Source organism: Micromonospora sp. RTBAU3-60 (genome assembly GCF_054963695.1).
This window is the reverse complement of sequence record NZ_JBUEGB010000047.1, coordinates 1-19,232: the sequence shown is the minus strand read 5'-3', so window position 1 is coordinate 19,232 and position 19,232 is coordinate 1. Positions and strand designations below refer to the sequence as shown.

The 19,232-nt window shown below is 73.7% G+C and carries 18 protein-coding genes and 1 riboswitch; of the genes, 8 read left to right on the top strand and 10 right to left on the bottom strand.

Annotated features, from left to right (window positions below):
• The 3 genes from ACY34I_RS29760 to ACY34I_RS29750 form a co-directional block, all read right to left on the bottom strand.
• Entirely contained in the window at nt 1–1,518 is a 1,518-nt protein-coding gene (locus ACY34I_RS29760) for a hypothetical protein (RefSeq protein ID WP_462758376.1), read from the bottom strand.
• A gap of 15 nt (nt 1,519–1,533) precedes the next feature.
• Entirely contained in the window at nt 1,534–2,253 is a 720-nt protein-coding gene (locus tag ACY34I_RS29755) for an SGNH/GDSL hydrolase family protein (protein ID WP_462758375.1), read from the bottom strand.
• 71 nt (nt 2,254–2,324) lie between these two features.
• Entirely contained in the window at nt 2,325–2,933 is a 609-nt protein-coding gene (locus tag ACY34I_RS29750; RefSeq protein WP_462758374.1) for a hypothetical protein, read from the bottom strand.
• A gap of 98 nt (nt 2,934–3,031) precedes the next feature.
• Between ACY34I_RS29750 and ACY34I_RS29745 the strand changes: the two genes are divergently transcribed.
• Nucleotides 3,032–3,502: an SLOG cluster 4 domain-containing protein gene (locus ACY34I_RS29745; protein WP_462758373.1), complete on the top strand. Its 471-nt coding sequence runs from the start codon at nt 3,032–3,034 to the stop codon at nt 3,500–3,502.
• A gap of 6 nt (nt 3,503–3,508) precedes the next feature.
• Here ACY34I_RS29745 and ACY34I_RS29740 read toward each other — a convergent pair whose 3' ends face one another.
• From ACY34I_RS29740 to ACY34I_RS29730, 3 genes are read right to left on the bottom strand one after another with little or no spacing between them, the layout of a single operon-like run.
• Complete coding sequence (locus ACY34I_RS29740) at nt 3,509–4,180, bottom strand: HAD family hydrolase (RefSeq protein ID WP_462758372.1); 672 nt, start codon at nt 4,178–4,180, stop codon at nt 3,509–3,511.
• Complete coding sequence (locus ACY34I_RS29735) at nt 4,177–4,569, bottom strand: MmcQ/YjbR family DNA-binding protein (RefSeq protein WP_462758371.1); 393 nt, start codon at nt 4,567–4,569, stop codon at nt 4,177–4,179. Before ACY34I_RS29735 ends, ACY34I_RS29740 begins: the two co-directional genes overlap by 4 nt.
• 17 nt (nt 4,570–4,586) lie before the next feature.
• The gene (locus ACY34I_RS29730; RefSeq protein WP_462758370.1) at nt 4,587–5,717 is read right to left on the bottom strand and encodes a CGNR zinc finger domain-containing protein; all 1,131 of its coding nucleotides are present in this window, start codon (nt 5,715–5,717) and stop codon (nt 4,587–4,589) included.
• A 189-nt stretch (nt 5,718–5,906) separates the two neighbouring features.
• Here ACY34I_RS29730 and ACY34I_RS29725 point away from each other — a divergent pair, with 189 nt between their 5' ends.
• The gene (locus tag ACY34I_RS29725) at nt 5,907–6,377 is read left to right on the top strand and encodes a hypothetical protein (RefSeq protein WP_462758369.1); all 471 of its coding nucleotides are present in this window, start codon (nt 5,907–5,909) and stop codon (nt 6,375–6,377) included.
• Nucleotides 6,378–6,532: 155 nt separating this feature from the next.
• Here ACY34I_RS29725 and ACY34I_RS29720 read toward each other — a convergent pair whose 3' ends face one another.
• Nucleotides 6,533–7,756, bottom strand: a complete 1,224-nt coding sequence (locus tag ACY34I_RS29720; RefSeq protein WP_462758368.1) for an MFS transporter — start codon at nt 7,754–7,756, stop codon at nt 6,533–6,535.
• The gene (locus tag ACY34I_RS29715) at nt 7,753–9,327 is read right to left on the bottom strand and encodes a class I adenylate-forming enzyme family protein (protein WP_462758367.1); all 1,575 of its coding nucleotides are present in this window, start codon (nt 9,325–9,327) and stop codon (nt 7,753–7,755) included. Before ACY34I_RS29715 ends, ACY34I_RS29720 begins: the two co-directional genes overlap by 4 nt.
• A 333-nt stretch (nt 9,328–9,660) precedes the next feature.
• Between ACY34I_RS29715 and ACY34I_RS29710 the strand changes: the two genes are divergently transcribed.
• From ACY34I_RS29710 to ACY34I_RS29685, 6 genes are all read left to right on the top strand, one after another.
• The gene (locus ACY34I_RS29710) at nt 9,661–10,971 is read left to right on the top strand and encodes an SGNH/GDSL hydrolase family protein (protein WP_462758366.1); all 1,311 of its coding nucleotides are present in this window, start codon (nt 9,661–9,663) and stop codon (nt 10,969–10,971) included.
• A gap of 60 nt (nt 10,972–11,031) precedes the next feature.
• Nucleotides 11,032–12,249: a cytochrome P450 gene (locus ACY34I_RS29705; protein WP_462758365.1), complete on the top strand. Its 1,218-nt coding sequence runs from the start codon at nt 11,032–11,034 to the stop codon at nt 12,247–12,249.
• Between the two features lie 9 nt (nt 12,250–12,258).
• A complete protein-coding gene (locus tag ACY34I_RS29700; protein ID WP_462758364.1) occupies nt 12,259–13,245 on the top strand; it encodes an alpha/beta hydrolase in 987 nt (328 codons plus the stop codon).
• 4 nt (nt 13,246–13,249) lie between these two features.
• Nucleotides 13,250–14,356 carry an alpha-hydroxy acid oxidase gene (locus ACY34I_RS29695; protein ID WP_462758401.1) on the top strand — a complete coding sequence of 369 codons (1,107 nt, stop codon included), beginning with the start codon at nt 13,250–13,252 and terminating at the stop codon, nt 14,354–14,356.
• 1 nt (nt 14,357) lies between these two features.
• A complete protein-coding gene (locus ACY34I_RS29690) occupies nt 14,358–15,671 on the top strand; it encodes an aminotransferase-like domain-containing protein (RefSeq protein ID WP_462758363.1) in 1,314 nt (437 codons plus the stop codon).
• Between the two features lie 68 nt (nt 15,672–15,739).
• Nucleotides 15,740–15,991: a hypothetical protein gene (locus tag ACY34I_RS29685; protein ID WP_148799430.1), complete on the top strand. Its 252-nt coding sequence runs from the start codon at nt 15,740–15,742 to the stop codon at nt 15,989–15,991.
• A gap of 154 nt (nt 15,992–16,145) precedes the next feature.
• On the opposite strand, the gene ACY34I_RS29680 is transcribed toward ACY34I_RS29685, so the two are convergent.
• Together ACY34I_RS29680 and ACY34I_RS29675 are read right to left on the bottom strand one after the other, a co-directional pair.
• Nucleotides 16,146–17,582, bottom strand: coding sequence for a glycine hydroxymethyltransferase (locus ACY34I_RS29680; protein ID WP_462758362.1), 1,437 nt, complete (start codon nt 17,580–17,582; stop codon nt 16,146–16,148).
• Between the two features lie 18 nt (nt 17,583–17,600).
• Nucleotides 17,601–17,689, bottom strand: a riboswitch (ZMP/ZTP riboswitch).
• Nucleotides 17,690–17,862: 173 nt separating this feature from the next.
• Complete coding sequence (locus ACY34I_RS29675) at nt 17,863–19,080, bottom strand: RNA-guided endonuclease InsQ/TnpB family protein (protein ID WP_462758361.1); 1,218 nt, start codon at nt 19,078–19,080, stop codon at nt 17,863–17,865.
• Nucleotides 19,081–19,232: the final 152 nt, after the last annotated feature.

Sequence of the window (19,232 nt, the reverse complement as noted above, 5' to 3'; positions counted from 1 at the left end):
TCAGGGGTGGCGCCAACGGGTGAGGAGGGCGGCGCAGTAGGCGTCGACGGCCATCGGCGGCACCGGACGGCGGCTGCGCTGGACGGCGGAAACCGCCTTCGCCACCGTGGGATCCCAGCGGCGCAGCGGCAGCCACCCGGCGACATGCGCCTCGTGGCGTGCCGTGCCGGGTCGACCGGCGCCGCTGACGTCGCGGCGCACGGTCGGCCGCCGGCCGAGGCGGCGCACGCGCACGTGGTGGGTGAAGGTACGCGCCAGGGCCCGCATGTCGGTCTCCGAGAAGACCTCGGGCAGCCGGGGCGTCGAGTGGTACAGCACGGCGAAGTCGATGTCGAGCAGTGCGTGGGTGACGTCCTCGGCCGACGTCACCCCGTGGAACTGCGGACGGTAGCGCGAGCCGTCCCGGACCGGGTCGCCGGTCTTCGCCCAGCCGCGGTAGACCCGGCCGAACGAGGGCCAGTACGACCACACCAGGGCACCCCTCCGGAGCTGCATCTGCCGGCGCAGGGTGCGGGCCATGGCGGCCGCGCGGTCGACGTAGCCACGGTCGCCGGTCGCGGCGGCGAGCTGGATCAGCGTCCGTCCGACGGCGAGGAACTCATTGGTGGGCAGTTCGGCCCCGGCGAACCCGACCGGCTCGTCCGGCAACCAGACGTGGTAGCCCTCCCCGTCGGCCGAGACCCGCCACTGGTGGTCGTGCACGGCCAGCGCCTCGTGCGCCACCGCGAGATAGTCGTCGGTGCGCGCGGCGACGGCGGCGGGCACCAGGTCGGGCCGTTCGCGGGCGAGCCGAGCGAGACCGGCGAGCGGGTAGGTGATCATCCCGGTCTGCGCGGCCAGGGCCACCCGGGCGGGCCGGCACCGGTAGCTGCCGGGCTGGATCCGGCGAACGTCGGGCGAGCCGGTCGCCGCCGCCGCCGCGGTGCCCGGCGGCGGGGCGAGCAGGTCCACGGTCACCGGCGCGTCGGCGCTGTGCTGCTCGTAGGCCACCCGGTCGGCCCGTCGCGGATCGGTGGGAGCGAGGCTGAGGTCCGCCAGCACGATCGGCGGCCGGTCACCGGCCGGGGTGACCGTGAGCGCGAATCGGTCGTCCCCGACCGGGGTGACCTGGACAGTGGCCTTCACCCCGTGCGGTGGACAGTGGTGCACGCGCAGGGCCGGGGCGCCGGCCGCGTCCGGGACCACGGCGGTGGCCACGGTGAACTTGCCGGCGGAACTCCACACCGGCAGGCTGAGGCCGCGGTGGTCCCGCACGCCCCGCAGGTGGTCCCGCGCCGCGATGACCGCGTCCGCCATGCGCACCAGGCGACCGAGGTGGCTCGGGTCGCCGGTCGCCTCCGCCATGAGCAGGTACGCCTGCATCCGCCAGGCGAGCCCCCAGCCGAGCGCGCCGGCGTCGTTGTCGGGCACCACCGGGTCGGCGGACCCCAGGGCCGGTAGGGCGTCCTCGACCGCGTCGAACAGGCCGTGGTCGCTGATGGACGCGGCGGGACGGGTCGTCGCGAACAGAGGCGGCATTTCGGGATTGTGCCATCACCGGCGTTCGATCTGTGCCCCGTTCGACACGCGGCGTGGCGAGCCGGTGACGCGGGTGCCCAGCACCCGGAGGGTCTCGGCGGTGGCGATGGCGTCGCTGCGGGCGCTGCCGTGCCGGCCGTCGCTGCTGTACAGCGACGGGTCGGCGACGGCCGGATGGTCGGTGAGGTGCACGTGCAGGGTGCCGAGCCGTTCGGCCAGCCGTCCGGTGTGGGCCGAGAGTCGACGCATCCGCTCGCCGAGGCCGGCGCGGAGCGCTTCGGGGACGGCGGGGCTGTGCGAGACGTCGAACATGCCGACCGTGATCACGTCCGCTCCGGCGTCCTGGAGGGCGGTGATCATCGCGCCCAGCTCGGCGTCCACCGCGTCCGGGTCGTACCCGGGCCGGAAGGCGTCGTTGCCGCCGCACACCACCAGCGCCAGGTCGGGGCCGAACGCCAGCGCCGGCGCCAGCTGGGCCGCCCGCACCTCGTGCGCGCGCAGCCCGCGCCGCCCCAGGTTCCGGTAGACCAGCGCGGGCTGGACCGCGCGCAGCTCGGCGGCGATCCGGTCGGCCCACTGCAGGTCGGGGTAGCCGTCGACCGGCTCGCACAGCCCCTCGGCCACGCTGTCGCCCAGCACCACGAATCGCCGCCACGGATGCCCCCGCAGCAGCGCCGCGCTCTCGCCTTCCCGAAGGCAGTGCGGGTCGGTCGCTTCGCTCAACGTCGATGGCATGACGGCACGCTATCCGACGGGAGCGAGAGACGGCAGCTTGGAAAACACGCGGACGGACGTGGAAGGGCTGGTCACGTCGGGACGTCGCCCTGACGCTGGTCCAGGCGTCGCTTGCGCCGCCGGCGGCGAGCCCGGTTGCCCAGTTGCGGAGGACCAGCCCGCCCCTTGCGTTGCCGTTCGAGGCGGCGACGGGCCCGCTTCGACAGCCCCTCCTCCGGGTCGTCGTCCCGGAACCAGGACCACATTCCCCAGGCCACGATGCCGAGGAACGCCAGCCCACCACCGATCGCGGTGAACGGTACGCCGCTCGACGTCCATGCCTGCGTGGCGTCCCGGCCGCTGACCCGCACGTCGACCGGCGCGGTCGGACGCTCCTCCAGGTAGGGCTCGATCGTGACGTCCCGGATGTGGAATGCCTCGTCGTCCGCCACGAATGTCCCGGAGCAGTGCCACCGCCCCTCCACGCGCCCGTCGGGGGTGCAGCGGGTGACCTCCACCCGCCCAGGCATTCCCGAATACTCGGCGAGAGTGGCGTCGACGCCGCGTACCAGCAGGAGCACGCCGCCGAGGGTCAGCCCGAGCAGGAACAGCACAGGGACGGCGAGTATCGCCCACATGCCAGCGTCGAACCCGCGCCCGCCCGACCGTGAGGCCGCCAACTCCTCCCGGGTACGTCTCACAGGGGCGATGGTAAGAGCACCGATCCAGCGGACGCGGCGCGTGGCGCACGCCCGGGAACGTACGCCGGCGATATCCTCGCGCCAGGGGTGAGCCGGCAATGGTGCAGGTGGCGGTCTGCGGACCCGCGTCGGCGACCCCGGCCGAGGTGGCGTACGCCCGCCGGGTCGGCGAGCTGCTGGCCGAGCGCCAGGTGACCGTCTTCTGTGGCGGGGGCGGCGGGGTGATGGCCGCCGTCGCCGCCGGCGCCCGGGCCCACGGTGGCCTGGTGATCGGGGTACGCCCCGACGACGGCACCGACCCGGGTGAGGCCGACGTGTCGGCGGCGGTGGTGACCAACATGGGGCAGGCCCGCAACGCGATCCTGGTGTGGAGCGCCGACGCGGTGATCGCCGTCGGCGGCTCGTGGGGGACGCTCAGCGAGGTGGCCCTGGCGATGCGGCGCGGCGTACCGGTGGCCGTGCTCGGTGGCTGGCGGGTCCTCGACCCGGCCGGCGACCCGCTGCCCGGCCCGCGGCACGTGGACACGCCGGACGAGGCGGTCGACGTCGCGCTGCGCCGGCCGGGCTGACCGCGCTCAGCCGAGCAGCGCCAGCAGCTCCTCGGGCCGGCCGGCGGCCAGGTCCGCCGGCTCCGCGGCGTCGTACTGGTGGCCCCAGCCGGCGGCCACCGCGACGGCGCCGCTGCTCCGGGCGGCCCGCAGGTCGAGCGGCGAGTCACCCACGTACGCGGCGTGGCGGGGAGCCAGCCCCAGCAGCCGGCAGGCCAGCCGGACGCCGTCCGGGTGCGGCTTGGGCCGCGCGACCTCGTCACCGCCGAGGACCACCCGGAAGTGTCCGCGCAGCCCGGCCCGGTCGAGCAGAATCTCGGCGGCCCGGTGGCTGGCCCCGGTGAAGAGGCCGACCGGCACCCGGCCGGCGACGTCGGCGAGCACGTCCGCCACGCCGGGATAGACGGTGACCTGCTCGGCGAGCGTGGCCAGGTGAGCGTGGTAGGCGGCGAGGTCCGCGTCGGTGGCCGGGCGCCCGAGCAGGTGGGACAGCAGCGCGGCCGGTGGGCCGAGCGGGTACCCGGCGATGATCTCGGCGTCGGAGAGCGCCGGCCCACCGCCGTCCACGATGGCGGCCCGGTACGCCGCCGGCACCACCGCGTGCGACTCGATCAGCGTGCCGTCCATGTCGAAGACGATCCCGGCCACCGCGTGCCCCCGGCGCACTGACGGCGAGCCGGGCCGCGGAAGGGCGCTCACCGGGTCTCCGCCCGGTGGGCGGCGGCGAGCCGCTTCGGGGCGCGGGCGTACCACGCCTCGCTGATCAGCTCGGCCAGCTCCGCGACGTCGACCCGGTCGAGCCGGACCAGCACGGCCGGGTATCCGTCGAAGTGTGGGGTGGTGAAGTAGATCGTGGGGTCGTCGGCCAGCAGCGCCTCCTTGGCGCCGAGGTCGGGCACCCGGACGCCGAGGATCGGGCCGTCGGGAGCGGCGTCGCCGAGGGCGTCGAGGTCGGCGCGGCGCAGTGGACGCTCCCAGACGAACGGCTTGTCCCGGACCCGCCAGGCAGGCCGGTCGTCGTGGCTGCCGCGCTCGGTGGTCTCCGGCAGGGCGAGCGCGATCCGGCGTACGTCGTCCCAGGTCGCCATGGGTCGACCATAGTGGGTCAGGCGGTCCGGCACAGGTCCTGCGCGCCCGAGCGGCCGCACGTGCCGAGGCTGCACCACCGGCGCATCCCGCTGTCGTCCAGGAACAGCCAGCCGCACGCCGGGTCGGGGCAGGCCCGGATGGTGAGCCGGCGCGGGTCGGCCAGCAGTTCGGCGGCGCTCCAGGCGGCGGCGTGCATCGGCAGCCGCAGCCCGGCCCGCAGGTCCGGCCACCACCGGCCGCGGCCGTCCGGTCCACGGCGGAACACCTGCATCTGCGCGGCCGCCTCGGCGTGCCGGGCCACCGCATCGAAGGCGCGGTGGTCGCCCGGGTCGGTGAGGCAGGCGTACAGCCGGGCACGCAGCGCCCGGGCCTCGTCGAGCACGGCGGCGGCCTCGCGGGGATCCCGCCGGGCCAGCTCGATGAGCCGGGTCACCGCCACGTCGTCGACCAGCCCGACGTGGCCGCCCCACACGGCCAGAATGCGGTAGCTGCGCAGCCACTCGGCGCCGGGTGGGGGCGCCGGGTGTGCCCAGCCGGCGAAGGTGTTGCAGAAGTCGAGCGCCGGGTGCCCGCCGACGCTCCACACGTGCACCGGCAGACGGCCATTGACGGCACGGAACTTCGCAGCCTGCCGAGTGCGGGACTTGATGACGCTGGACGGCAGATGCTCCCCGCCAGGGATCGACGCCCGAACCTGCTCCCACTCCCGTGCGGTGCGCTTACGGGGATCTGCCGGCCAGGACGCCAGGACCCCGGCGGTCAGATCAGCGCGCCACTTCCCGGAACGTAGGGCACGCCCCGCCTGCTCCTGGGCCATGCGCACGATCCGGTCATTGACCTTCACACCCTCCGGTGTGGTGACGGTCCAGCCCAGGCGCCGCAGCGCCATCCACGCATTCGACGGAAGTTTCCGGCCGCCCGCGTCGTGTCCGGAGGCCAGCACGTCCACATCCGCGGTGTTCCAGTGCTCAACCAACAGGCCGGACACCATGCCCGCCACCAGATCGGCACACCAGCCGACCCGTTGCGCAACCGCGGCCTGCGACAGCACCTCGCCGGTCTTCTCGTCCACACCCGCGCGCACCAGGCTGCGGGCACACGCGGTATAGGACGTCTCCCCCTCGGCCAGCGGCAGCTTCCCGCTCACCGACTCATCGCCTCAACATCAATCCAGGAGAACCACGGCTCACACCCGACCCACGTCACCGGAATCTCCCCCGAACCAGCCCAAAAACGAAGCGTCGCGGCCCACACGCCAATCTATGATCACTGACGATTCCTAATCAAGTTGGTCAGCCTCGGGTCCGCCCTCGTCGCGGGTGCGCTGGCGGCCGCGGTGTCCAGCCCCCCGGCGGTCGCGGCCGGGGACGAGAGCGGGCACGGCTGGCTGCCGGCTCCGCAGACGCCGTACAGCATGCCCGCCGGGGCGCGCTGCGACTTCCCGATCCGGGTCGAGGCGGTGGTGGACGAGGTCCGCAAGCTGGTGCTGGCCGAGTTTCCGGACGGCTCGCCGCGCCGGGAGATGTACCAGGGCGACCTGCTGACCCGGGTGACGAACACCGCGACCGGGGCCAGCACGGTGGTCGACGTGAGCGGCAGCGCGATGGTCGAGCACGCGGCGGACGGCTCGATGACCTGGTACGCGACCGGGCCGATCCTGGCCGGTTTCGGCGAGAACGCGGGCACCCGCCCGCGCGGCCTGTGGCGCATTGACGGGCAGTACGTCCTCGAGTTCTCCCCGACGTACTACAAGACCCTCACCATGGTGCACGGCACGACCCACAACGTCTGCACCGACCTGGACTGACCGCCGGGCACCGGGCTGGCCGGCGCCCGGCCCGTGGCGCCGGTCAGCCCTCGCCGCTCTTCCCGGCGGGCACCCGGCTGGACCTGGAGCCGGCGGAGAACCGCCGGTTCGGTAACGGCGTGGTGCTGCTGCGCTACTGCCGAGGGCGGCCCGGCTCAGGCCGGCGTGGACACCGCTGGTTCGGCTGCGGGGCGGTCGGCGCGCGACCGGGCCAGCAGCAGCGGCCCCACGGTCAGCGCCAGACAGGCCACCGCCATCACCAGCAGCGCCGGGGTCAGCCCGAGGGCCGCCACCGACCAGCCGCCGAGCAGCGCCCCCACCGGCAGGCCGAGGAAGGCCACCGACCCGGAGATGCCCAGCACCCGGGTCTGCAGCGACGCCGGCACCCGCTCGTACAGGGCCGCACCGAGCAGCGGGTTCACCGCCGCGATGGCCACCCCGGACAGGAATGTCACGGTGAGCACCACCGCCAGTTCGTCGCTGAGGGCGAGCGCCAGCAGCCGGGGTGCGCCGCTGAGCGCCAGCCCCAGCGCGAAGGTCGACCGGCGGGGCAGCCGCGTCCCGGCGAGGGTGAACAGCAGGTTGCCCAGCAGCGCCCCGCCGGAGAACACCCCGAGCATCAGGCCGAAGCCGGCCGGGTCGCCGAGCACCCGGTCCACCCAGAGCGGGATCCACACCGCGACGCTGGCGTTGGCGAACATGTTGGCCGCCGAGACCACCACCAGCATGGTCAGCAGCGTCCGGTCGGTACGCAGGTAGCCGAAGCCGCCGCGCAGCGCCCGTAGGTAGCTTTCCCGCGGCGCCGGCTCCGCCGGGGCGGGCGGCCGGACCAGCACCCCGATGAGCAGCGCGCAGACCGCGAACGTGGCCGCGTCGATCCAGATCGCCCGGGTCACCCCCACCCAGTCGATGAGCAGCCCGCCGAGCACCGCCCCGAACAGCGTCATGCCCCGGCTCAGCCCGTCGTAGGCGGAGGTGAGCTGGATCAGCGGCACGCCGGCCCGCTCGGCGGCGGGCTTGAACAGCACGTGCTTGACCCGGTCGCCGATGCCGCGCAGCCCGCCGGCCACCGCGACCAGCACCAGCAGCGCCCCGAACCCCAGCCAGGGGGCCAGCGCGACCACCGCCATCGCCGCCGCGCTGGCGGCGTCGACCGTGACGGCGGTCCGGCGGACCCCGAACCGGTCCGCCCACGGGGTCGCGAGGGCGCTGGAGAGCATGTACGGCAGGGTCTCCGCCGCCGCGACCAGGCCCATCCGGGTCGGGCTGCCGGTGGTCTCCAGCACCAGCCAGGGGATGGCCACCACCGAGATCCGGGTGCCCAGGTTGGACAGCAGGTCCGCGCCGACCAGGGTGAACAGTTCCCGGCGCGGGGTCACGCCGAGCTGCCGATCACGGTGCCTACCGCGTCCGCGTCGGTCGGATGGGCCGCGGCGTACCGGGCGCGCAGGGCGCGCTTGTCCACCTTCGCCGAGCGGTTGAGCGGCAGCGCGTCGACGAACTCCACCGCGCCGGGCGCCCAGGTCTCGCTCAGCTCCCGGGTGACCAGCGCGATCAACTCGTCCCCGGTCACCGTCGCCCCAGGGGCGGGCACCACGTACGCGTGCGGCAGCTCACCGGCCACCGGGTCCGGCACGCCGATCACGGCGGCGGCGCGTACCTCGGGGTGGCCGGCGAGCACGTCCTCGATCGGGCGGGAGTAGATCGGCCAGCTCCGCTGCCGGGTGAGGATCCGGTCCTGGAGCCGGTCGACCAGGTAGAGGTAGCCGTCGATGTCGAGGTGGCCGATGTCCCGGGTCCGCACCCAGTCGTCGACCAGCGTCTCGGCGGTGAGTTCGGGCTGCCCGTGGTAGCCGGCGAAGCTCAGCTTGGTGCGTACCCACACCTCGCCGTCCTCGCCGGGCGGCAGCACCCGGCCGTCGCCGTCGCGGATCTCCACCGCCACGTCCCCGTACGGCCGGCCGCAGGAGCGCAGCCGCTCCGGGTGCTCCGGGTCGTCGGTCAGCCCCGGCAGGGCGCAGATCACCACGGCCTCGCTCAGCCCGTACACGATGCGCAGGCACGGGCCGAAGCGGGCGATCGCCTGCCGCAGCCGGGCGGGCGCGGCGGGCCCGGCGCCCACGTTGAACATGAACATGGCGGAGAAGTCGGCGCCGTCCAGCGCCGGATGGTCGAGCACCTCGTAGAGCATCGGCGGGGTGACGAAGGTGGAGGTGAGCCGCTCGGCGTCGACGGTCCGGATGAACGCCGCCGGGTCCCAGTGTTCGCGCAGGAACAGCACCCCGCCGGTGAACAGGTTGAACAGCGTGGTGATCTGGCCGCTGGCCAGCCACATCGGCGAGTGCGACAGGTGCCGCAGCAGCGGGAGGCCGGCCGCCCGGAAATCGGCGGCCAGGGCGAGGACCTGCCGGTAGAAGCTCTCCCGGTGGTGCACCAGCTTCGGCGTGCCGGTGGTGCCGCTGGTCTGCAGGAACGACTCCGGCGCGGGCACCGCGGCGGGCAGCTCCACCGGCTCGCCGCCGCCGCCGGCGGTGAGGTCCGGTCCCGCGCCGTCCGGCCCGAGGCAGAGCACCGGTACGGCGGCCAGCCCGGCGGCGATCTCCGCGCCGACCGGGTCGCGCGGGTCGTGGACGAAGGCGTCGGGGCGGGCCAGGGCGACGAATTCGTCGACCTCCCGCCGCGAGGTCACCGGGGCGATCCATATGCTCCGGCAGCCGAGCAGGTGCAGGGCCAGTTGCAGCAGCGGGCCCTCCACCGGGTTGCCGAGCATCACCAGCACCGCGTCGCCGGGTCGTACGCCGTGCCGCAGCAGCGCGCCGGCCAGGCCGCGCACCTCGGCGGCGACCTCGGCATAGGTCATCCGGCGGCCCCCGCCGACGAGGGCCTCCCGGTCGCCGAAGCGGGCGAACAGGTCCAGTGCCTCGTGCACGTAGTTCGGCTGATCAGTCATGGCGCAGCCCCCATCGTGGTCCGCCGGCGGTCGGCGGGTGGCCCGCCCGCGCGGGGCGCCACGACGACCGTCGAGAACAGCGTCCGGGCAGGTCGGAGCCGGGACGCGACGACAGGTGCCAGGGTCGGCGACCGCACCGCCGCCGGCTTCGAGACTAGGCCCGCGGGTCCGGACAGGACAGAGCCGAACGGTGGCCCCGGACGCCCGGCGGACATTCGATCATGTCGATCAGGTTGATTGACGCTCGTCATCGGCGGCGGCTAGTTTCCGGTCCATCGCCCGGGCGGAGTCGCCGATCGTGCCGCGCCCGGGGCTGCCAACGATGGAGGATCCATGCCGACCCCGAAGAGATGGCACGTCATAGCTTTCGCCGCAACGATGCTGGTCGCCGGCGCCCCGGCCGTCACCGCGAGCGCCGGCCCCGCCGACAGCGAGGGCGCCCTGCCGGGGCGTACCGAGTGGGCGGGCAGTTGGGCCGCCGCGGTGACCCGTGGCAACACCGTCGGCCTGACCAACACCGGCCTGAACAACCAGAGCATCCGGATGCCCGTGCAGACCACCGTCGGTGGTGACCGGCTCCGGGTCCGGCTGACCAACCTCTACGGCGAGCAGGCCGTGCAGGTCGGGCACGCCACCGTCGCCCGGCCCGACACCACCACCCCCGACGACCTGTCTGACATCGATCCGGCCAGCGTCCGCCCGCTGACCTTCAACGGCGCCGCGTCGGCCACCATCAACAAGGGTGCCGAGCTGCTCAGCGACCCGCTGGCCTTCCCGGTGGCGGAGCAGGAGGACCTGGTCGTCACCCTCTACTTCCCGGTGCTCACCGGCCCCGTCAGCTTCCACGGGCAGTCCCGGGTCACCAACTTCATCGGCGCGGGCGACCTGACCACCGCGGCCGGCGGCACCGGCTTCACCATCCGGCCCAACTGCTGCTGGATGTTCCTCTCCGGCATCGACGTGGAACGCCGGCTCAGCCCCGGCGCGGTGGTGGTGCTCGGCGACTCCATCGGCGACGGCAACGGCAGCACCGTCAACGCCGATCGGCGCTGGCCGGACCTGCTGGCCAAGCGGCTCGTCGACGCCCGTCCCGAGGTCCGCACCCCGGGCGTGCTCAACCTGAGCCTGTCCGGCAACCGGCTCAACCACGAGGGCACCGAGCCCGGCGCGGGTGGCTTCCCCGGCTACTACGAGCTTGGCCCGAACGCCCTGGCCCGGCTCAACGAGGACGTCTTCCCGCAGACCGGGGTCCGCACCCTCATCACCCACCTGGGCATCAACGACATCTGGATGAACGGCGACAGCGCGGAGGCCATCATCGGCTCGCTGCGGCAGCTCAACCGCCAGGCCCAGGCCCGCGGCCTGACCAGCCTGGTCGGCACCATCACCCCGTACGAGGGCAACGGCGGCCCCGGGGTGTGGACGCCGGAGAAGGAGGCCACCCGGCAGGCGGTGAACACCTGGCTGCGTGGCGAAGGCGCGACCGAGTTCGACGGGGTGCTCGACTTCGACGCGGTACTGCGCGACCCGGAGCACCCGGCCCGGCTGCTGCCGGCGTACGACGCCGGGGACCACATCCACCCGAACGACACCGGGGCCCAGGCGATGGCGGACGCTGTACCGCTGCGGCTGCTCGGTCTGTGACACCCGGCGGGGGCGGCGTCGACCAGATGCCGCCCCCGCCGCCGATCCTGGGGAGGCACGTTGGACGTCGACGAGATCCTGACCGGCCTGTACGGCGAGCAGGGCCGGCAGGACCCCTATCCGTGGTACGCGGCCCTGCACGAGCACGGGCCGATCAGCGCCATCCCGACCCGCGCCGAGCACAGCACCATCACCGCCGTCGCCGGCGGGTACGACCTGGTCGACCAGGTGCTGCGCGACCCCGAGTGGTACAAGGGCGCCCCGCCGGGCTGGCAGGAGCAGGAGATCCTGCGCACCTTCCTCTCCTCGATGATGTTCATCAACCCGCCCGACCACACTCGGATGCGGGGCGTCTTCGCGAAGACGTTCACCCCCAGACGGCTGGGTGCGCTGGAGCCGGTGATCGTCCGGGTCGTCGAGGAGCGCCTGGCCCGACTGGCCGAGGCCGGCGCCGACGGGAGCGAGGTCGACTTCGTCGCCGACTTCGCGTACCCGGTCCCGGCGCTGGTGATGGCCGAGTTCATCGGCCTGCCCGAGGCCGACCTGGCCTGGTACCGGCAGCGGGTCGACTGGATCGACGAGTACATGGACGTCGCCGGCAAGACGCCGGAGCGGCTGGCCCGGGCCAACCAGGCCGCCGACGAGTTGCGCCGGTACTACCGGGACCTGATCGCCCACCGGCGCCGGCAGCCGGGCGAGGACCTGATCAGCGGGCTGGTCGAGGTGCTCGACGCGGGCGGCGTCGAGCTGACCGAGGAAGAGCTGATCAGCAACCTCATCGTGCTGTTCAACGCCAGCTTCGTCACCACCGTCTACATGTTCAGCAACGGCCTGCCGCTGCTGTTGGGCCACCCCGACGTGGTCGCCGCGCTGCCCGGCAACGACGCGCTGGCCCGGGGTTGCGTGGACGAGATCCTGCGGATGGAGAGTCCGGTGCACTTCCTGGCCCGGTCCGCGCCGCGCGACACCGAGCTGGGCGGCGTGCCGGTCAAGCGGGCCGAGAACGTGCTGCTGCTGATCGCCGCCGCCAACCGTGACCCGTCCCGGTTCCCCGACCCGGACCGCTTCGACCCCCACCGCCAGGGGCCGCCCTCGCTCGCCTTCGGCGTGGGACTGCACTTCTGCCTCGGCTCGGCGGTGTCCCGGCTGGAGGGCCGGCTCGCCCTGCCCCGGCTCCTCGCCCGCTTCCCCCGTCTGACGATCACCCAGCCCTTCACCTACAGCGGCAGCCTGTTCCTGCGCGGCATCGACAAGCTCTTCGTCACCACCGGCAACTAGGAGGACGTCATGGCCCTCGATCCGCAGGTGGTCGCGTACCGGGCCGCGCGCGCGGCCGCCGGCACCGCACCGCTCTACACGCAGACCCTGGCCGAGGCCCGCGCCGCCGACCTCGCCGCGATCCGCGCCGGCGCCGGCGCGGTCGAGCCGGTCCACGAGGTACGCGACACGCACCTTCCCGGCCCGGACGGGCCGCTCCCGGTGCGCATCCACCGGCCGGCCGGCGACGGCCCGCTGCCCACGCTGGTCTACTTCTTCGGCGGCGGCTGGACGCTTGGCAGCGTGGACACGGCCGACGGGATCTGCCGCCGGCTGGCCAACGCCACGCCCTGCCAGACGGTGACGGTCGGCTACCGGCTGGCCCCCGAGCACCGCTTCCCGGCCGCCGTCGACGACTGTTACGCGGCGCTGCGCCGGCTGGCCGGGCACGCCGAGGAGTACCGGGTCGACCCGGACCGGCTCGCCGTCGGCGGGGACAGCGCCGGCGGCAACCTCGCCGCCGCGGTCACGCTGCTGGCCCGCACGGACGGCGGCCCCCGGCTCGCCGCCCAGCTGCTGGTCTACCCCAACACCGACCAGCGGCCCGGCCCGGCGCCGGCCGGCGACGAGGACCCGCTGCTGTTCAACCGGCACTCGGTCGACTGGTACCGGCGGCACTACCTGGCCGACCCCGCCGACGCGGCCCACCCGCTCGTCTCGCCGCTGCTCGCCGAGGACCTGTCCGGGCTGCCCCCGGCGCTGGTGATCACCGCGGAACACGATCCGTTGTGCGCCGAGGGGGAGCGGTACGCCGGGCGGCTGCGGGAGGCCGGCGTGCCCACCGAGCTGACCCGTTACGCCGGGATGATCCACGGGTTCTTCGCCATGCCGGGCGTGTTCGACGCCGGCCGGCGGGCCCAGGAACAGGCGGCGGCCTTCCTGCGGGACCGCTTCGGCCTGGCCCCGCTTTCCTCGGCGGCCGTCGGCACGGCGACGGGCGGGCCGGACCGTGACTGAGTCCCTGCTCGCCGACGACGCTGCGGGCTTCGCGTCGCCCGCGAGCCTGGCCGACTTCGCCGAGCTGGCCCGGGCCGTGCTGCCCCCCGATGTGTGGGACTTCGTGGCCGGCGGCAGCGGCGCCGAGACCACCCTCGCGGCCAACCGGGCCGCCCTGGACCGGGTGGCGGTGCTGCCCCGGGTGCTGACCGGGGTGGACCGGCCGCGCACCGACGCGGCGCTGCCCGGCGGCACGTACGCCCTGCCGGTGGCGGTCGCGCCGATGGCGTACCAGAAGCTGCTGCACCCGGACGGGGAGCTGGGGCTGGCCGCCGCCGCCCGCACCGCCGGCGTGCCCTATGTGGCGAGCACGCTGGGCAGCACCCCGATCGAGGAGATCACCGCGGTCGGCGGCAACGTCTGGTTCCAGCTCTACTGGCTGCGCGACCGGGGCCTGGTTGCCGACCTGCTGGACCGGGCGCACGCCGCCGGCTGCGCCGCCCTGATGGTGACCGTCGACGTGCCGGTGCTCGGCCGGCGGCTGCGCGACGTCCGCAACGGCTTCGCCCTGCCGCCGCAGGTGACCGCGGCGAACCTCCCCGGTGGCCGCGACGACCTGGCGCATCAGGGCACGCCCGGGGTGTCCGCGGTCGCCGTGCACACCGGCGCCGTCTTCGCCCCGGCGCTGAGCTGGGCCGACCTGGCCTGGCTGCGGGAGCGTACCCCGCTGCCGCTGCTGGTCAAGGGCGTCCTGGACCCGCGCGACGCGGTCCGCGTGGCGGAGGTCGGCGCGGACGCGGTGGTGGTCTCCAACCACGGCGGACGGCAGTTCGACGGCGCACCCGCCACCGCCACGATGCTGCCCGAGGTGGTGGCGGCGGTGGGGGAGCGCTGCGCGGTGCTGCTGGACAGCGGCGTGCGCAGCGGCACCGACGTGCTGCGGGCCCTCGCCCTCGGCGCGGCCGGCGTGCTGGTCGGCCGGCCGCTGCTCTGGGCACTGGCGGCCGGCGGTCGGGCCGGCGCCGAGGCGGCCCTGGCGCTGCTCGCCGCCGAGCTGCGCGATGCGCTCACCCTGACCGGCTGTGCCGACCCGGCGGCGGCCCGTCACCTGCGCACCCTGACCGGAGGCTGACGTGGAGCCGGTGGACCTGACCGTCGCGGCCCTGCACCGCAGCGTCGACGACCCCGCGCTGAACTCGATGAACTTCCTCAACGAGGTGGCGCAGCACTACCCGGAGGCGGTCTCACTCGCCGCCGGCCGGCCGTACGAGGAGTTCTTCGACTCCGCGGTGCTGCACCGGCACCTGGACACCTTCCGCCGGCACCTCGCCGACGACCTCGGCCTGAGCCCCGCCCAGGTCGACCGGACCCTGCTGCAGTACGGCCGGACCAAGGGGATCGTGCACCACCTGATCGCCCGCAACCTCGCCGTCGACGAGCAGATCACCGTCGACCCGGAGGCGATCGTGGTGACGGTCGGCTGCCAGGAGGCGATGTTCCTGGTGCTGCGGGCGCTGCGGGCCGGGCCGGAGGACGTGCTGCTCGCGGTCGCCCCCACGTACGTCGGGCTGACCGGCGCGGCGCGGCTGGTCGACCTGCCGGTGCGGCCGGTCACCGGCGGCCCGGACGGGATCGACCTGGCCGACCTGCGCGCGCAGCTGCGCCGGGCGCGGGCCGAGGGGCTGCGGCCGCGCGCCTGCTACGTGATGCCCGACTTCGCCAACCCGTCCGGCGTCAGCATGGACCTGGCGCAGCGGCGGCGGCTGCTCGACCTCGCCGCCGAGGAGGAGTTGCTGCTCATCGAGGACAACCCGTACGGCCTCTTCCCGGCCGGGGGCACCGAGCGGCGGCCCACCCTCAAGGCGCTGGACGGCCGGCGCCGGGTGGTCTATCTCGGCTCGTTCGCCAAGACGGTGCTGCCCGGGGCCCGGGTCGGGTACGTGGTCGCCGACCAGCGGGTGGCCGGCTCCGACGGGACCGTCGGCCCGCTCGCCGACCAGCTCGCCAAGATCAAGAGCATGGTCACCGTGAACACCTCGCCGATCGCCCAGGCGGTGATCGGTGGGGCGCTGCTGGCCCACGACTGCTCGCTGGTGGCGGCGAACGGGCGGGAGCGGGCCGCGTACGCCCGCAATCTGGGGCACATGGTCGACGGGCTGGCCCGGCGCTTCCCGGCCGGCGGCCCGGTGCGCTGGAACGTGCCGGCCGGCGGCTTCTTCGTGGTGGTGACCGTGCCGTTCGGCGTGGACGACGCGCTGCTGCACCGCTCGGCCCGCGAGTACGGCGTGCTCTGGACCCCGATGGCCCACTTCTACGACGACGGGGCCACGGTGAACGCGCTGCGGCTGTCGGTCAGCGCGGTCACCCCGGACCAGATCGACCTGGGCCTGGACCGGCTCGCCGCGCTGGTCACCGACGAGCTGGCCGCGCTGGCCGCCCCGGCCTGACGCCGCAGTGTCGCCGCTCCGCCACCACCCGTGTGCCCGGCGCGGAGGTGACCGTTGATAATGGACGGATGGTTGCCTGGGAGTACGCGTTGCTGGTCCGCCGCTATCAGGGGCAGGGCCGCAATTTCCACGTCTCGTTCGTCTGGTACGGCCCGGACGGGTCGCGCTCCGACGTGACCGCGTACGGGGACACCGCGATCGCGCACCTCAACCGGGTCGGCCGGGACGGCTGGGAGCTGGTCTCCGCCGCCGAGGACGTGAACAACGTCCAGGGCAGCACCGAGGTGCACCGCTACCACCTCAAGCGCCCCCTCCGCTGACCCCCCACCCCACCCCCGTTGATCATGAAGTTAGCCGCGGAGAGAGCGTTTCCTCCGCCGCCAACCTCATGATCAACGCTGTTCCGGCCGGATGTGCCGACGCCCCGCGCGGGCGGGGCCGGGCGGGGCGTCGGGGAGGCGGGCGGGGGCGAGGTCAGCCCAGGTCGACGGCCGGGTAGAGCGGGAAGTTGGTGAGCAGCTCGCTGGCCTGCTTGCTCACCTTGTCCGCCAGCGCCGGGTCGAGCACGTACTTGGCCTTGGACGGGGTGCCGTCCGCGTTCGCGGCCGGGGTGGTCTGGGCGAGCACGATGTGGATCAGCTCGGCGGTGGCGTCCATCTCGGCGGTGCCGAGACCGCGGGTGGTCAGCGCCGGGGTGCCGATCCGGATCCCCGAGGTGTACCAGGCGCCGTTCGGGTCCTGCGGCACGGAGTTGCGGTTGGTCACGATGCCCGAGTCGAGCAGCGCCTGCTCGGCCTGCCGGCCGGTGAGGCCGTACCCGGAGACGTCGATCAGCACCAGGTGGTTGTCGGTGCCGCCGGTGACCAGCTTCGCGCCCCGGCGCAGCAGCCCCTCGGCGAGCGCCTGCGCGTTGGCCACGATGCGCTGCGCGTAGCCGGCGAAGTCGGGGCGGCGGGCCTCGGCCAGCGCGACCGCCTTGGCGGCCATCACGTGGGGCAGCGGGCCACCGAGCACCATCGGGCAGCCGCGGTCGACCTGGTCGGCCAGCTCCGGGCCGCAGAGCACCATGCCGCCGCGCGGGCCGCGCAGCGACTTGTGCGTGGTGGTGGTGACGATGTGGGCGTGCGGCACCGGGTCGAAGTCGCCGGTGAAGACCTTGCCCGCGACCAGGCCGGCGAAGTGCGCCATGTCGACCATGAAGGTGGCGCCGACCTCGTCGGCGATCTCCCGCATGATCCGGAAGTTGACCTTCCGCGGGTACGCCGAGTAGCCCGCCACCAGGATCAGCGGCTTGAACTCCCGCGCCGCCTCGGCGACCTTGTCGTAGTCGACCAGCCCGGTGGCCGGGTCGGTGCCGTAGCTGCGCTGGTCGAACATCTTGCCGGAGATGTTCGGGCGGAAGCCGTGGGTCAGGTGCCCGCCGGCGTCCAGCGACATGCCGAGCATCCGCTGGTTGCCCAGCTCCCGGCGCAGCGCGAACCAGTCCGCCTCGGTCAGCTCGTTGACCTGGCGTACCTGGGCCTTCTTCAGGGCCGGGGACTCCACCCGATCGGCCAGGATCGCCCAGAAGGCGACCAGGTTGGCGTCGATGCCGGAGTGCGGCTGCACGTACGCGTGGGCCGCGCCGAACAGCTCCCGGGCGTGCTCGGCGGCGAGCGCCTCGACCGTGTCCACGTTCTGGCAGCCCGCGTAGAAGCGGCGGCCGACCGTGCCCTCGGCGTACTTGTCGCTGAACCAGTTGCCCATGGCCAGCAGGGTGGCGGGGGAGGCGTAGTTCTCGCTGGCGATGAGCTTGAGCGACTGGCGCTGGTCGGCCAGCTCCGCCCCGATGGCGTCCGCCACCCGCGGCTCGACGGCGCGGATCACCTCGAGCGCGCTGCGGAAGGCGGTGGATTCGGCGTTCAGCGACATGCGACCTCCTGATGACGTGCGGAAGGCCCAGGCGCTCGGCGTGCGTCCTCGTGACGGGACCGCTCCCCGATGGTGCTCCATCCCACGCGCCAGTCACGGCCCGCGCCGATCCTACCGGGTACGCCGCGACCTGCCCGGTCCACCTCCGTACGAGGCGGCGGCGGGACCTGGTCGCGGGCCCGACCCCGCTGGGTCCCGTGCCACGTGACTTGGTGCAGCACGCTCTCGTTGACCTCCTCCCCACGCCTAAAGGCGGGGGACTCCCGAGGCTGATCGGCGTTTACGCTGCGATCAGTTCGGGTGGTTGGCGCTTCGCGGACTGCCCGACGGCGAGGTCTCCACGCCCTGTTACCGCCAGTCCGGCGGCGAGTATGTTCTTGGCCGCGTTCACGTCGGCGTGGTCCTGATGGCCGCAGGCGACGCACCGGAAGACCGCTTGGCTCTTGCGGGACTCCGGTGCGACATGCTTGCAGGCGTTGCAGGTCTGCGACGTGTACGCAGGGTTGACCTTCTCGATCTTTGCCCCGTGGTAGCGGGCGGCATGCTCCAACTTCAGCAGGAACCCACCCCAACCCTTGGACAGGATGGCCCGATTCAGGCCAGCCTTCTGTCGTACGTTACGGCCAGGCTGCTCAACGGTTCCCTTGGCACTTGCGGTCATGTTCTTGATCCGCAGACCCTCGACAGCGACCAGGCCGTGCTCGCGGACAAGCCGCACGGCGGTCTGCGCGGTGAAGTCCGTCCGCCGGGCTCGTATCCGCGCATTCAGCCGGCCGAGTTGCGCGCGGGTAGCGTCCCGGCGTTTCGACCCACGGTTACGACCGTGAACGCGCAGCGACCGCGACAGGCGCTGCTGCAACCGCTTGAGCCGGACCGCCTCGCCGGGGGTGACGAACTCCCGATCGTCCAGACCCCCATCAGAGGTGGCCACGGCGACGGCCACACCACGATCCACGCCGACCGGCGGTTTACCGTTCGGAGCCGCCTTGGTCACGCCGTCCTCGACGCAGAACGAGATGTACCAGCGTCCGCCGTCACGGGAGACCGTGGCGTTACGGAGGACACCGCCGAGCGGCCTGGACCACCGGAACCTGACCGGCCCGAACTTCGGCAGGCGTACCTCACCCCACCGGCGGCTGAGCCGGCGCACGCCGATCTGGTCGGCGTCGGGAAACCGGAACGACGGCGCGGTACGCGTCTTGGATCGCCAGCGCACCTTCCACGTGCCGTGCGTCTTGCATGCCTGGTCCAGGTCCCGCAACGTCTGCTGCAATGTGTGCGACGGCGCATCGGCCAGCCACGCACAGTCCGGGTCCTTCTTCGCCTCGGCCACCTGCCGGGCCTGCTCGTTGTAGCCGATGAACCCGCCACGGCGGCGGTAAATGCGGCGTTGCTCCAACGCCGTATTCCACACCGCCCGGCACACCGCACCCACCTGCTCCGCGTACGCGGCCTGCTCATCAGTGAACGCCAGCAGATATCGGCGGCCGGTCAACACTCAGGGGCCCTTCTGTTGTTCGACACACCGCATCACGGCGGCCAGCGCGAGCGGTCCGGGCATGATTGTCTGGGAGATTCGCAGGGTGGCGGATACGTAAGCATAATAAGCTCTACGCTGGCTACTGTCCGTCCACAGTTGATGGGCTAGCC